This window comes from Camelimonas fluminis (assembly GCF_014656355.1).
GTDB lineage: Bacteria > Pseudomonadota > Alphaproteobacteria > Rhizobiales > Beijerinckiaceae > Camelimonas > Camelimonas fluminis.
Window position 1 is genome coordinate 134,308 of record NZ_BNCG01000010.1, and the last position, 14,213, is coordinate 148,520.

13 protein-coding genes and 1 riboswitch are annotated in these 14,213 nt (G+C 65.9%); of the genes, 6 read left to right on the top strand and 7 right to left on the bottom strand.

Annotated features, from left to right (window positions below; all coding sequences use genetic code 11):
- Both IE243_RS12775 and thiC read right to left on the bottom strand, forming a co-directional pair.
- The coding region (locus IE243_RS12775) for a YoaK family protein (RefSeq protein WP_191319769.1) at nucleotides 1–586 on the bottom strand (586 nt) is incomplete at its 3' end.
- A gap of 103 nt (nucleotides 587–689) precedes the next feature.
- A complete protein-coding gene (gene thiC / locus IE243_RS12780; RefSeq protein WP_191319770.1) occupies nucleotides 690–2,567 on the bottom strand; it encodes a phosphomethylpyrimidine synthase ThiC in 1,878 nt (625 codons plus the stop codon).
- A 203-nt stretch (nucleotides 2,568–2,770) separates the two neighbouring features.
- Nucleotides 2,771–2,924, bottom strand: a riboswitch (TPP riboswitch).
- Between the two features lie 169 nt (nucleotides 2,925–3,093).
- Between thiC and IE243_RS12785 the strand changes: the two genes are divergently transcribed.
- Both IE243_RS12785 and IE243_RS12790 read left to right on the top strand, forming a co-directional pair.
- On the top strand, nucleotides 3,094–3,870 hold the full coding sequence (locus tag IE243_RS12785) for an SDR family oxidoreductase (RefSeq protein WP_191319771.1): 777 nt from the start codon (nucleotides 3,094–3,096) through the stop codon (nucleotides 3,868–3,870).
- 86 nt (nucleotides 3,871–3,956) lie between these two features.
- Complete coding sequence (locus tag IE243_RS12790) at nucleotides 3,957–5,021, top strand: hypothetical protein (protein WP_191319772.1); 1,065 nt, start codon at nucleotides 3,957–3,959, stop codon at nucleotides 5,019–5,021.
- Nucleotides 5,022–5,080: 59 nt separating this feature from the next.
- Here the strand turns inward: IE243_RS12790 and IE243_RS12795 are convergent, their stop codons facing one another.
- From IE243_RS12795 to IE243_RS12805, 3 genes are all read right to left on the bottom strand, one after another.
- Nucleotides 5,081–5,932: a class I SAM-dependent methyltransferase gene (locus IE243_RS12795; protein WP_191319773.1), complete on the bottom strand. Its 852-nt coding sequence runs from the start codon at nucleotides 5,930–5,932 to the stop codon at nucleotides 5,081–5,083.
- Between the two features lie 18 nt (nucleotides 5,933–5,950).
- Nucleotides 5,951–6,688 (bottom strand): pyrimidine 5'-nucleotidase, encoded by a 738-nt coding sequence (locus IE243_RS12800; RefSeq protein WP_373301677.1) that lies wholly within the window; start codon nucleotides 6,686–6,688, stop codon nucleotides 5,951–5,953.
- Nucleotides 6,689–6,947: 259 nt separating this feature from the next.
- A complete protein-coding gene (locus IE243_RS12805) occupies nucleotides 6,948–7,868 on the bottom strand; it encodes a crotonase/enoyl-CoA hydratase family protein (protein ID WP_191319774.1) in 921 nt (306 codons plus the stop codon).
- A 198-nt stretch (nucleotides 7,869–8,066) separates the two neighbouring features.
- Between IE243_RS12805 and IE243_RS12810 the strand changes: the two genes are divergently transcribed.
- Nucleotides 8,067–8,852, top strand: coding sequence for an SDR family NAD(P)-dependent oxidoreductase (locus tag IE243_RS12810; protein WP_191319775.1), 786 nt, complete (start codon nucleotides 8,067–8,069; stop codon nucleotides 8,850–8,852).
- A 484-nt stretch (nucleotides 8,853–9,336) separates the two neighbouring features.
- Here the strand turns inward: IE243_RS12810 and IE243_RS12815 are convergent, their stop codons facing one another.
- The gene (locus IE243_RS12815) at nucleotides 9,337–9,843 is read right to left on the bottom strand and encodes a hypothetical protein (protein WP_191319776.1); all 507 of its coding nucleotides are present in this window, start codon (nucleotides 9,841–9,843) and stop codon (nucleotides 9,337–9,339) included.
- A gap of 271 nt (nucleotides 9,844–10,114) precedes the next feature.
- On the bottom strand, nucleotides 10,115–11,038 hold the full coding sequence (locus IE243_RS12820; RefSeq protein WP_191319777.1) for an extensin-like domain-containing protein: 924 nt from the start codon (nucleotides 11,036–11,038) through the stop codon (nucleotides 10,115–10,117).
- 665 nt (nucleotides 11,039–11,703) lie between these two features.
- On the opposite strand from IE243_RS12820, the gene rpmH reads away from it, so the two are divergent.
- Genes rpmH through yidC form a run of 3 tightly spaced genes read left to right on the top strand, consistent with a single transcriptional unit; the run spans nucleotide 11,704 to nucleotide 14,169 of the window.
- A complete protein-coding gene (rpmH, locus tag IE243_RS12825; RefSeq protein ID WP_132008764.1) occupies nucleotides 11,704–11,838 on the top strand; it encodes a 50S ribosomal protein L34 in 135 nt (44 codons plus the stop codon).
- A 25-nt stretch (nucleotides 11,839–11,863) separates the two neighbouring features.
- Nucleotides 11,864–12,349: a ribonuclease P protein component gene (gene rnpA, locus IE243_RS12830; RefSeq protein WP_191319778.1), complete on the top strand. Its 486-nt coding sequence runs from the start codon at nucleotides 11,864–11,866 to the stop codon at nucleotides 12,347–12,349.
- Nucleotides 12,346–14,169, top strand: a complete 1,824-nt coding sequence (yidC, locus tag IE243_RS12835) for a membrane protein insertase YidC (protein WP_191319779.1) — start codon at nucleotides 12,346–12,348, stop codon at nucleotides 14,167–14,169. The genes rnpA and yidC overlap by 4 nt, the downstream gene beginning before the upstream one ends.
- Nucleotides 14,170–14,213 lie beyond the last annotated feature (44 nt).

The window sequence follows — 14,213 nt, forward strand, 5'->3', positions numbered from 1 at the left end:
AGCGCAGCACCAGAGTGGCGCCGATGAGGGCGCCGACGACCAGCGCCAGCCAGGACAGGGCGTATGGCGCAAACGCCGCCGGCCCCGCCCGGCCCAGCAGCCACTGCGCCAGCCCCTGGGCCGCGGCCACGAAAGCGCCAGTGACGAAGGTGCCGCCCACCGCCGCGCCGGCGATATGGCGGCGGGCGTTGTTCAGCATGCCCATGGCGAAGGCCAGCGGCAGCAGATGCAGCGGCTGCAGCCCGTCGAAACGCACCAGCAGGAACGACAGCCCCAGCATCAGCGCCACCAGCACGAAGACGCCGACCTGCGAGCGCCGGCGTGACAGTTCACGCCACAGGGCGCCGGCGAAAACGCCCACGAAGAAGCTGGCGAGCACGGCGGCGCTGCGTCCGGCGAGCAGCCATTTGCCATCGGCCAAGGCTGCGGCGAGCTGGGTGCTGTTGCCGCTCATGAAAGATACGAACAGGCCGCCAAGCAGCAACCAGCCAATCGCGTCGACACAACCGGCCAGGGCCACCTGGCCAAGCAGCAGCGCGACCTGCCAGATGATCGGCAGCCTGTCTGTCGGCGATGGTTTGTGCAAGCCCGCCCGCCTTTCCGAAACATCCCGGTTTTCAGCCGGGCGGGAGCATATACCGGATTCCGCCCGGGTGAAGCGGGCGCCTCACCCGGAAAAAGCAGGGCGCCTATTCGCCCGGCGCGACCCCCGTCTCCACGTAGATCTGGCCGCCGCCGGCGGTGAACTCGGCGCTCTTGACCTTCATGCCGGCGGCCGCCTGTTCCAGCGCCTGGCGTTCGTTGTCGCCCATGGCGGCGACTTCGGCGCGCAGGTCCTGGGTGATCTTCATGGAGCAGAACTTCGGTCCGCACATGGAGCAGAAATGCGCCACCTTGTGCGCGTCCTTCGGCATGGTTTCGTCATGGAAGGCGCAGGCGGTGTCCGGGTCGAGGGACAGGTTGAACTGGTCCTCCCAGCGGAAGTCGAAGCGCGCCCGCGACAGGGCGTCGTCGCGCAATTGCGCCGTGGGATGCCCCTTGGCCAGATCGGCGGCGTGGGCCGCCAGCTTGTAGGTGATGACGCCGGTTTTCACGTCATCGCGGTTGGGCAGGCCGAGGTGCTCCTTGGGCGTGACATAGCAGAGCATGGCGGTGCCGAACCAGCCGATCATCGCCGCGCCGATGGCGGAAGTGATGTGGTCGTAGCCTGGAGCAATGTCGGTGGTCAGCGGGCCAAGGGTGTAGAACGGCGCCTCGCCGCAGGCCTTCAGCTGCTTGTCCATGTTGGCCTTGATCTTGTGCATCGGCACGTGGCCGGGCCCTTCGATCATCACCTGGCAGCCCTTGTCCCAGGCGATTTTCGTCAGTTCGCCCAGGGTCTCCAGTTCAGCGAACTGGGCGGCGTCGTTGGCGTCGGCGATCGAGCCGGGACGCAGGCCGTCGCCCAGCGAGAAGCTGACGTCATAGCGGCGCATGATGTCGCAGATCTCATCGAAGCGCTCGTAAAGGAAGCTCTCGCGGTGATGCGACAGGCACCAGCGCGCCATGATCGAACCGCCGCGCGAAACGATGCCGGTGACGCGGTTGGCGGTCAGCGGCACGTAAGGCAGGCGCACGCCGGCGTGGATGGTGAAGTAATCGACGCCCTGCTCGGCCTGTTCGATCAGCGTGTCGGCGAACACGTCGAAGTCGAGTTTGGCGGGATCGCCGCCAACCTTCTCCAGCGCCTGGTAGATCGGCACGGTGCCGATCGGCACTGGCGAATTGCGCATGATCCAGCTGCGGATGTTGTGAATATTGCGGCCGGTTGAGAGGTCCATCACCGTGTCCGCGCCCCAGCGCACGGCCCACACCAGTTTCTCGACCTCTTCCGCCGCGGTGGACACCACCGCCGAATTGCCGATGTTGGCGTTGATCTTCACCAGGAAGTTGCGACCGATGATCGTCGGCTCCAGTTCCGGGTGATTGATGTTGGCCGGGATCACGGCGCGACCGCGCGCCACTTCGCTGCGCACGAACTCCGGCGTGATGAAGGTGGGGATTTCTGCGCCAAAATCCTCGCCGTCAGCGCGACGATCCCCGGCGCCGGCGGCCATCGCCTGGCGGCCGGCGTTCTCGCGGTGCGCGATGTAGATCATTTCCTCGGTGATGATCCCGGCGCGCGCGAACTCCAGTTGGGTGACCATCTGGCCATCGCGGGCCCGCAGCACCGGACGCTGCGCCGGACAGGCCGGCACCAGACGCGCTCCGGTAGCGCCGCCATTGTCCTCTGGTTTCACGGCGCGGGGCGCAACGCCCTCAAAACCACGCCCGGCGATCCACGCGGCGCGCGCCTGCGGCAGGCCCGCCGTCAGGTCGATGCTGACGCCCGGATCGGTGAACGGGCCCGATGTGTCCTGCACCAGCAGCGGCGGCTCTCCGGAAGACTCCGTCAGGGAGATCTCGCGGAATGGCACGCGAATGTCAGGATGCGCGGCCGGGGCGCTGTAAATCTTGCGCGAACCACGAATGGCGCTGGTGGTGACGGCGGCGGGCGCACTGGCGCCGCTCAGGATGGCGTCGGTCATGATGGTCTCTGCCCTGGTTTGTTGCCTGGCTGGGATGACGATCCGGCCAGACAAAGGCAGAGGTGGAATGGACGGCTTCGCCACCGGCAAGGCTTTCATCCAACGCGCGCGGCAGCGCCGCCGGAAAACCGGCGGTCGTATTGCCGCTGGCGTCCCGGACCGTCATCAGACGGCTGGCCGCCGCAGACACATGCAATAGCTGTGTGGCGCGCAAGTTCCTGTCCCTCCGCCGGCATGACCCGGATCAGGTTCAGCGGGTCACCACGGCGTCGGACAGGGCCAACCCGGACAAGCCGGACAGGAGCCCTCCGACAGGTGGAATCTCAGCCCCCTCACGGGGCCCCCCTCGGAATGCTTCCAAAGTGAGTCAGGATGCGGCGGGTGTCAATCCACTGGCGCCCGCCGCTGTCTGGCCTGTGCTGACCTGACCTGGCCTGGCCTGGCCTGGCGGCTTGTGTCCCGGGCGCGTGGGCGGCACAACAGGGCGCCAACACGCCGCGCCCCAGACGCGGGAGAGGAGACGGGCATGAGCAATGTGGTCGCCGCGCCATTTCGCCTTGACGGGCAGGTTGCGCTCGTCACCGGGGCCGGACGCGGGCTGGGACTCGAAATGGCCCGTGGCCTGGCCCGCGCCGGCGCGACGGTGCTCATCAATGGCCGTGACGCCGGGCGACTGGAGGCGGCGCGGGCAACGCTGGCGCAGGGCGGCCTCGACGCGCAGGCGCTGGCCTTCGACCTCACCGACGACGCGGCGGTTACGGCGGCGCTGGCCGGCGTCATGGCCCGCTTCGGCCGCCTGGACATCCTGGTGAACAACGCCGCGGCGCGCGACCGGCGCACGCTGGAGCAGTTTGGCCCCGGCGACATGCAGGGGTTGCTGGCCGCCAATATCACCGCGCCATTCGAGATCAGCCGCAAGGCGGCCGCCCTCATGAAGACGGCGGGCTACGGCCGCATCATCAACATCACCTCAATCGCCGCCAGCATCTCCCGCGCCGGCGATGCGCTCTACACCACCTCGAAGGGCGGCCTCGACGCCATGACCCGGGCACTGGCGGCGGAGCTGGGACCGCACGGCGTCACGGTCAATTCGGTCTCCCCCGGCTACTTCGCCACCGAAGCCAACGCCCCGATGGTCGCCGACGCCAGCATCGAGACCTGGCTGGGCCAGCGCACCTCGCTGGGACGCTGGGGGCGGCCCGAAGAAGTCGCCGGCGCCGTGGTGTTCCTCGCCTCGCGCGAGGCGTCCTACATCACTGGCCATTCGCTGGCGGTGGACGGCGGTTTCCTGGCGCATTTCTGAGGGCGGGCGACTTCCGCTTCCAGGCGGCTGCCAACCGCAACCATGTCAGGATGCGCGCATGACATTTCCATTCAGGCGCACCCATCATGGCGACCGCATCCAGCATCACCACCATTCCCCTGCAAACCGGCGATCTCGATCCGACGTTCTTCACGCTGGCGGCGGATGAAAGCGACGGCGTCCGCCGGATCTGCGCCACCTGCACGAACCCGGGGCGACTGCAGAACCTGAGCTTTCTCACAACGTTCCGGGGCGGCGTCGTCAGCGCCATCCCGACGCCGGTCGAACATCGCGACGGCGTCATCATCACCAGCCCCTGCTTCAACCCCATTGCGGGGCGCAACGAAATCTGGCGCATGACGCGGGACAGCGTTGCGCCTTTCGCCGCCTGCGGCCTCGAAGTTTACGATCTCGCGACGCGATCCGTGCTTCCTCTGGCCTCCCGAAACCCTGTTTCGGATTTCGCCAGCTTCTCCTTCACCCAGGACAGGGCTTACGTCCTCGCCACCTTCGACGGCCTGCAAATCATCTGTTTCGAGGGGACGAGCCGGCGCGAGGTTCCGGACCCGGCGGAAGTGTCGCAAGAAGATGAGCCGGCGCTGATCTGGGCGCCCGCCCACTATCACGGCGCGGTCGCCGATGTCTGGCAGGCCAACCGGAAGCAGGCCGTTGGCCTGTTCCAGGGCATCGCCGCCCGGCAACCGTTGACCGGCGCGCTGCAGAAGCAGGTGGAAAACTTCATGCCGCCGCTGGCAGCCCAGCCCGCCGTGATCTGGGTGGGTCAGGACCCGCGGCAACCGGCGCTATGGGCGCTCAGCGGCCCATCGCCACAACCGGATGGAACGATCCAGATCATCCGCGTTGTCACGCAAGGGGCGGTTGGCTGGAAGCTGGTTCAGGTTCCATTCGCCAGCTATGGCGGCGCCCTGTCGCCCTGCGCCAATCCGGCCACCGGCGCCCTGCAATTCATTGATCCGGCGACCGGCGACATCATCGCTGTCGACGTGAACGCTGCGACGGCGACGACCCTGTTCCACTCGCCCATCGATCCCAATGGCGCGGCGATGTGCTGCGACAGTACGGGCGGAACCTGGGTGCTGGGCAACCATCCGCAACGCGGGCCCACGTTGTGGGGTCGTGCGCCAGCCTGATGCGGGCGCCTGATGCGCGAAAGGAATGCGCCAGAACGCCATGAAGCAGCGTCTGGTCTTCAGGGCGCCCTGGCGCTGACCACCCAGACGGCGGCGTCGAGCCAGACGCCGTCGGCCGCCTCGTGACGACGCAGCGCCTCCGCCACGCGCTGGCGCGCCGCGTCCGCGACCTCCGGTTGCTCGCGCAACAGGCCGGCGAGCGGCCCGATGCGCAGCGCCTGGTCCAGCGCCCGTTCAAACGACAGGCCGCCGACCTTCTGGTCATGCGGGCGGATGTCGATGGCGCCGAAGCCAGCGTCGGCGAGAATGCCTTCGATGCGCCTGGCGTCGGAAAAGGCGAACGGCCCCGGGGCCAGCGGATCGGCCTTCGGCGGCTTTACCGGGAACACATCGAGCGCCGCCCGATAGGGAGCGAGCATCACCGGGTTCTCATCCGGCCGGCGCCAGCAGATGAAGGCGAGGGTCGCGCCCGGCCGCATGTGGCGACGGATGTTGGCGAATGCGGCGACCGGATCAGCAAAAAACATGACGCCGAACCGCGAGAACACCCCGTCGAACGGCGCGCCGCCCGCCGAAAGATCAGCAATCTGGGCGTCAGCCTCAACGAATGAGGCATTGGCGACGCCCTGCTCTGCCGCCAGTTCGCGCGCCCGCGCCAGCATTGGCGCGGAAATGTCGACGCCGACCGCCGCGCCCTGCGGGCCAGCCTGCGTCGCCAGCTCCAGGGTGTTGGCGCCGCAGCCGCAACCGACGTCGAGCAGACGCTGGCCGGGCGCGGGCTGCAGGGCGGCCAGCGCCTGATCGGACAACGGCGCATATTGCCGGTCCAGATCTTCGTGCAGTTCGACCCAGGAGCGGACGGCTCCCGTGTTCCAGAATTCCGCCTGGGCCGCGTTGGGCGCGCTGTCCATGTATCGTTTCCCCGTTTTTCAGTCGTTGCTGTCAGCGATGACGCCTTCGAGAAAGCCGCTCAGATCATCGGTGATGTGGTCGACATGCGCCAGCTCCTCGCGCGCCTGCTCGAACGGCTCGCGATACGGATCGGGCGTCGCCGGCAGCACCAGCGCCGTGGTCATGCCGAGGGCGTGGGCCGGGGCCAGATTGCGCGCCATGTCCTCGAAGAAGGCGGCGCGGGCGGGATCCACGTCATACCGGGCCAGCAGCATGTCGTAGGCGCCCTGCTCCGGCTTGGGGATGAAGTCGGCGGCGACGATATCGAAATAGCCGCAGAAATGGCTGTCCAGCCCCAACTTGCGGCAGATGTTCTCCGCGTGGCGGGCCGAGCCGTTGGTGAAGATCAGCTTGCGGCCTGGCAAGGCGCCGATGGCGGCTGCAAGGCGCTCGTTGGCCGGCAGCAGGCTGAGATCGACATCATGAACGAAGGCGAGGAAATCGGTCGGGTCCATGCCGTGCTCTTCCATCAGCCCGCGCAGGGTCGTGCCGTGGCGATGGTAGTAATATTTCTGCAAGGCGCGGGCCGAAATTCCGTCCAGGTCGAAGGTTTCCGCCAGGAAGCGCGTGATGCGCTGACCGACCTGTGGCCAGACCTGCGCCTCATGGGAATACAGCGTGTTGTCGAGATCGAAGATCCATGCGTCGACGTGCGCGAAGCCGCGTGGCGCCGGCGTGTCTGCGGAAGTTCCGGGAGCGGGAGACATGCGGTTCATGGTCTTCATATACATGAAGATTGTGAACGATTGCAGCCGGAGCTGCGGCAAGGACGCTCCACTCAGCCGCCCCATGATCATGGCCGGGCCCGTTCCGTCCATGACGCGTTTGGGCTGGGTCCTGGGCGCGCTGGCGGCGGCGCGCGCCTGAGCCGGTTTGACGCTCATATGCAAAAGCCCCGGAGCGGCTCCGGGGCTTCATCATGCTGGCGCTCCATGCGCGCGGCGGCCAGTCAGGCGGCCGCCGGACCGGAGAGGATCACTTGTATTCCGGCTCGTCGTACCAGGGGAAGAACGACGGCATGTCGGTCGACACCTTGTCCGGGAAGTTTGGCAGACGCTTCTCGAGGAAGGACGTCACGCCCTCCTGCACGTCGCGCTGCTTGCCACGCCAGAAAATGCCGCGGCTGTCGACGCGGTGCGCCTCCATCGGGTGCTCGGCGCCCAGCATGCGCCACATCATCTGGCGCATCAGCGAGACCGACACCGGAGCCGTGCGCTCGGTCCAGCTGCGGGCAATGGCGCGGGCGCGCGGCAGCAGCTCGTCGGCGGGCACGACTTCCTTGACCAGGCCGCCGGCCAGCGCTTCCTGCGCGTCGAACACGCGGCCCGAATAGGCCCAGTCCGCCGCCTGCTGGATGCCGACCAGACGCGGCAGGAACCAGCTGGAGCAGGCCTCCATGACGATGCCGCGCTGGGAGAACACGAAGCCGAAGCGGGCGTTCTCGGAAGCGATGCGCACGTCCATCGGCAGCTGCATCGTGGCGCCGATGCCCACAGCCGGGCCGTTGATGGCGCCGATCACCGGCTTCAGGCTGTTGAAGATGCGCAGGGTCAGGCGACCACCGCCGTCGCGCATCGCCGGATCAGCGGCGAGGTCGGGCTTGCCGTCGCGGCCGAGCGGCAAATCCGTGGTGGAGGTGCGGCTGTCGTAGTTGAAGGTGTCGCCGCCCGAGGCGAGATCCGCGCCGGCGCAGAAGCCGCGGCCCTCGCCGGTGATGATGATGGCGCGGACCGCGTCGTCCGCGTCCGCCTTGTCGAACACCGCGATCATCTCCTGCATCATCTGGCCGGTGAAGGCGTTCAGACGATCGGGACGGTTCAGGGTGAGGGTCAGGATGCCGTCGGCGAGATCGGTCTTGATGGTGGCGCCTTCGGTCTTGATCGAATCGTATGACATGCTGCTTCCCGCGTTTGCTCCCGTTCCGCCGCCCGGTGCGATCGCCAGGCTGACCATGGGTCAGCCAGCACTCTGTCCTCCAGACAGCGGCCTGCGCTGTTGTGACAGATCAAACGCTAGATAGGAAGCAGCTTCCGCTCCGCCGCCTGGCCGTGGTAGGCAATCCGGGCTCAAGGAAGAACTGTGTGGAGGTTACGCATGAACAAGGATTTTGACCTGTCGCATCGCGTCGCGGTGATCACCGGCGGCAACGGCGGCATTGGCCTCGGCATGGCCGACGCCCTCGTGCGGGCGGGCTGTTCGGTGTCGATCTGGGGCCGCAACCCACAGAAAAACGAGCAGGCGCTGGCGCAGCTCAAGGCCCACAACGCCGGCAAGGTGGAAGCGCGCATATGCGACGTCTCCGACCGCAGCTCCATTGAGGAAACCTGGCGCGCCACCCTCGGCGCCTTTGGCCGCGTCGACGGCTGCTTCGCCAACGCCGGCATCGGCGGCGGCGGCCGCAAGGCCTTTATCGACCGCACGCCGGAAGAATGGCGCCAGATGTTCGCCACCAATCTCGACGGCGTGGTGCAGGTGTTCCAGCTCGCCGCCCGCCACATGATCGAGCGCGCGGAAAAGGGCGACGCCTTTGGCCGCCTCGTTCCCACCTCCAGCCTCGCCTCCATCTCGGGCACGGCGCGCAATGAGCACTACGCCGCCACCAAATCGTCCCTCAACGCCCTGGTGCGGGCGCTGGGCGTGGAGCTGGCCCGTTATGGCGTCACCGCCAACGCCATCCTGCCAGGCTGGATCAAGAGCGAGATGACCGAGGGCATCATGGGCAACGACAAATTCGTCGCCAACGTCCTGCCGCGCATTCCCATGCGCCGCTTCGGAGAGCCTTCCGACTTCGGCGGCATCGCCGTCTATCTGATGAGCACCGCCTCGTCTTACCACACCACCGACACGCTGCTGATCGACGGCGGCTACGCGGTGTACTGACGCGCCAGAACGGGCATGGCCGGGCGTTGTCCGGCCATGCGAGACATTTCAAAACAGTCGGGCGCGGACGAAGTTAAGGCGTCGGTTGCCGGCGTTCTCGTGCAACCCGGGCATTTCCAGTGAAAACCAGTTCACATAAAATGCCCCACTTTTTAGTTTGACACATTTTCTTGCAAAGAACGGGCTCAACTTTTCCCCGACATGCGCTAGAGCAATTCCCGATCTACATGGATCGGGGATTGCTCCAGTTTCCCTTGTTTTGAGCGAATTCTGATCGACCAGACGATTCCGTCTGGTCGGAAAGCGCTCTGGTGGCCTGTTTCCGGCATTCGCATCCCTCGATACCGAGCGGCGGAGCGAATGCCGGCAACAAAATGATCACCAGCAAATTATTGATTTTATAGTGGAACTTATAAATTTAGCATTTGCGCGTCGCCGGACGTGAAGCCGGGTGCAAATGTTAAATTCGCTCCACTGGCCAGCGTCACACCAGATTGAATACAAGCTTGTCGTAAGTCCCGCTGAGCCTGTATCTTCGCTCGCTCCTACTCCCGCGCGAGTTCTTGCCCTGCAAGATCAGATGACCGTCCTCCAGATCCAGCCGCCGCATGTCCGCGCCGCCGGCCCACCAGTTATTGTGGCCGTCGAGCTCCTGGTGACCCTGCGCGATATACAGCCGCGTACTCGCCTGAAAGTTCATGTTGTCAATATCCACGTCCACCGCGAAATATAAATTCAGCATATGTGGCACGGGATCCCGCGAGGCTGGCGAGTAGAGATGCAATTCGCCGCCGCAGGCCTCTACATAGCGGGCGGCGGTGTCCGTGGACCCCTTGCGATTGGTCTGCAGCCGCACGGTCCAGGTTGGCGGACCGTACGCGTGCACCAACGGCCCACTGTCTATCTTGTTGGTGGAGACTCCCGAACTCCCCACCGCGTTGATTGATTTCGCTTCAACGAAAGTGATTTCAACATCATTGTTTTCAGACATCCGATTGCCTTTTGCAATTTTTATGCCTGACTTGTTTAGTATTTATTGGGAAATATGTCTGTTGCTATTGAAAGTCGGACGCATCAATTCTGACGCCGGGCGGACATGGGCGATACAGGCAATAGCGCGCCCAGCCTGGTGCGGGCTTGGGCGCGAATGGGAGCCAGACACCTGAAAGCGCCTTCCGCCAGACGGAGCCGTCCGGTCGATCAGCGCGCGCTCACGACAGGAAGCCTGGAGCGGCTTCCTGTTCATATTGACCGGAAGCCAATTAACGCAGCAAGTCATTGATAGAGGCGGCCTGACCGCCGCGTCCGGCTGCGCCCTGATTCAGGCTCTGGTTGCCGCCGCCATAATCACCGGCGTCATTCTCGCCAGCAGCGCCCTGCCCGGCCGCTTCATGATCGTGCGCGGCCTCGACATCGCTTTCGGCCGCGGACGGCGAGGCTCCCCGGTCGTAGGGCGTGATATTGGCCGCGCCAGTCTGCGCGACCATGCCCGGTCCTGGCTCGAAGGGCGGCGGCGACATGGGCGTCCATTTCAGCACCGGCTTGCAGATGGTGCGGCCGCGCCCGTGGCGCGCCAGATCCATATGCAGGTGGTTGTAGTGGTAGACGTCTGACCCTGGGGCCAGCACGGTGCTGAACTGGCCGCAGGCGCCGACGAAAATCGTGCGCAGGAACTCCTGGTCGGCCGGCGAGCCCCGCCAGCCCTTGACTACCGAGAGCTTGCGGCCATCGGCCAGGGTCATGCCCATGAAGTCGGCGGCGTTGCCGTATGAATGCTCGGAGCGGCGCCCGCCCGCGCGATTGTTCATGCCCCGGCAGGAGTAGGAGCCGAAGTGGATTTCGGCGACGGCGACTCCATAATACTGGCGCGCCGCCGGCTGCACGCTCTCCGCCACCCACTGCTCCAGGGCCGCGATCATCGGACAGGCCAGCACCGCCCGGGACTTCAGGGTCACGGTTCCATTCAGAATCGCCGTGACGCGGAAGGGCGAGTCCATGCCGCAGGCCCCTGGCCCGTTGATCGCCTTCATCGGCTGCATGAATTCGGACGGCTTCACCTGCTTGCGAGCGAGGCATTGCGCCTCCGCCTCGCCACGCCACGGCGCGCGCTTCTCTCCTGGAAACATGCCGCACCCAGCCAGCAGAAAAATCATTGCCGCGGCCGCCAGGCCACCGAAACGGCGCATGCGCTGTCTCCCGTCCGGCGACGTCATCCGCCCCGGAATCCCTTGAAATCACCTGCCGCAACCCGTCTCCGGCGCGGACCCTGATCGCGACGAAACCGGCCGCGCCACCACAGAACGGCGGTCGCTGGAACCCGGCCGCCTGGCTCTCAGGAATGGCGCCGTATCCCTAATGGCTGCTGAATCGGCGGAAGGGTCGCGAGGCCGCGCCTGCCGGCGAAGCGCCGGATGACGTAACGTCAAATGGTTGATTTGCCGCGTTTTTGGGAGCGGACCAGCGCCTGCTCCGGGCGCTTGCCGCCAGCAACGGGGGCCGGATCCGATTCGCACATGGTTAATTGATGGTTGCCGCGCCAGCGCGCATCGCCGGCGCGCTGGCCGCCATCGACGGGCGTTGCAGGCGCGCGCGACCGGGAAAACGCCACAATGGGCTGCATATCAAGGTTGCGTCGCGGCCCCTTCCGCCCGTCCTTGCGACGGCGGGAGTGCGTTGACTTTCAAAACGGCTTCATCCATAAGCCCGCCATGGGTTGGCGGGCGCCCCGCGTGGGCGCCGTTTGCTTTTTTAACCACTGATTTTAATCGGCGCCGCAGGCGGGCTCGCGTTGCTCACCGTGTGGCTGAGGGCGCGGAGCGAAACCGCAGCCGCTTACGACCGGAGATGAGCCGTGAAGAGGACCTATCAACCGAGCAAACTCGTGCGCAAGCGCCGTCACGGCTTCCGCGCGCGCATGGCGACCGTCGGCGGCCGCAAGGTTATCGCCGCCCGCCGCGCCCGTGGCCGCCAGCGCCTCTCGGCCTGATCCGCAGCCTGTGGAGGCTGCGTCCGTGACCTCCGTCCCGGCGACAGCCCGCAGACTGACCAGGCGGTCCGAGTTTCTCGCGGCGGCGGCAGGACGTCGCTTTCACACGTCGCGAATGACGGTTCAGGGCATCATGCGCACTTCGGCTGCAGACAGCGGCGCAGGCATGCGCGTTGGCTTCACCGTCACGAAGCGCGTCGGCAACGCGCCTGAACGCAACAGAATTCGCCGTCGCCTCCGGGCGGCGGTTGAGCTTGCCAGCGCATCCTGGCCCTCTGCTTCGCTTGACCTTGTGCTGATCGCGCGTCGCGAAGCCATCTCCGCCCCCTTTGACCAGCTTGTCGACGATTTGCGCAACGCCGCGCCGGCCCTCGCCAGCGGCAAGGGCGCAGCGGCGCCCAAATCCTCGCGCAACGGCGGCCGCCGCCGGGGCAAAAGCAGCGCGCGTCCGGACGCCGCGTCACGCGGCGGCGGAAACGACGTTCACGAAAAGACGGACAAAAGCCCATGAGCGATGACAATCGCAATCTGATCCTGGCGATCGGCCTGTCGATCGCCGTGCTGATTGGATGGACTTACTTCTTCGGTCAATCGGGCCAGTCCGCCAAACCGCCGGCAACGCAGACCGCGCAGCAGGTTGCCGGCCAGCCGCAGACAGGCGCCGCAGTCCAGCCTGGCGCGCCCGGACAGGCGCCGCAGCCGCTGGACGCCGGCCTGACCGGACAGACGCCGCCCGCCCTGACGCGCGAGGCGGCCCTGAAGGCGTCGCCGCGCGTGACCATCGACACGCCCGCCATCGCTGGCTCGGTCAATCTGATGGGCGGCCGCATCGACGACGTGTCGCTGAAGCAGCACCGCGAAACCGTCAATCCGAACAGCCCGATCATCGTGCTGTTCGAGCCGGTGGGCGCGCCGGATCCGTATTTCGCTGACTTCGGCTGGATCGGTGAGGCGGGCGCCAAGGTCGCCCTGCCCCAGGCCAACACCCTGTGGACCGCCGACAGCGACCGCCTGACGCCCGGCAAGCCGCTGACCCTGACCTGGGACAATGGCCAGGGCCTCATCTTCACGCGCCAGATTTCGGTGGACGACAACGCCATGTTCTCCGTCCGCCAGGGCGTGAAGAACACGGGCGGCGCGCCAGTGACCCTGTATCCGTTTTCGCTGATCTCCCGCTGGGGCAAGCCGCACACCCAGGGCTATTTCGTGCTGCACGAAGGCCCCGTCGGCGTGCTCGGCAAGGCGGGCCTGCAGGAGCCGACCTACGACAAGCTGGCCAAGAACGACATCCTGTACGGCAATGTTCGCGGCCAGGTTTTCAGGGATACGGTTGGCGGCTGGATTGGCGTCACTGACAAATACTGGGCCTCGGCCCTGGCGCCGAACCAGGAAAAGCCGTTCGAGGGACGCTTCACCGTCACCGAAGCGCACAAGCCGATCTACCAGACCGACGTGCGCGGCGCGGCCATCACCATCGCTCCTGGCGCCTCGGCTGACGACACGGTGCAGCTGTTCGCCGGCGCCAAGGAAGTGGCCGCCATCGACGGCTATGAGCGCAAGTACGGCATCAAGAGCTTCGACCTGCTGATCGACTGGGGCTGGTTCTATTTCATCACGAAGCCGATGTTCTTCGTGCTGGATTTCATCTTCAGGCTCGTCGGCAATTTCGGCATCGCCATCCTGCTGGTCACGGTGCTGGTGAAGCTGGTGTTCTTCCCGCTGGCCAACCGCTCCTACGCCTCCATGGCCAAGATGAAGGCCGTGCAGCCGGAAATGATGGCCATCCGCGAGCGCTACGCCGACGACAAGGTGAAGCAGCAACAGGAAACGATGGAGCTGTACAAGCGGGAGAAGATCAACCCGGTCTCGGGCTGCCTTCCGATGCTGATCCAGATCCCGGTGTTCTTCGCGCTGTACAAGGTGCTGCTGGTCACCATCGAGATGCGGCACGCCCCGTTTTTCGGCTGGATCCGCGACCTGGCCGCGCCAGACCCGACCAACCTGTTCACCCTGTTCGGCCTCATTCCGTGGAACCCGCCGACCCTGCTGCATCTCGGCGTCTGGCCGATCATCATGGGCGTGACGATGTTCCTGCAGATGAAGATGAATCCGGAGCCGCCGGACCCGGTGCAGAAGGCGATGTTCAGCTGGATGCCGGTGATCTTCACCTTCACGCTCGGCTCGTTCCCGGCCGGTCTGGTGATCTACTGGAGCTGGAACAACCTCCTTTCCGTGCTGCAGCAGGGCTTCATCATGAAAAAGAACGGCGTGAAGATCGAGCTGTTCGACAATCTGAAGAAGATGTTCAACCGCAAGGCGAAAAACGCCTGACGCCAGCCCGGCGCAGTGACGATCAGAACTCCCGGCGGGCCCGG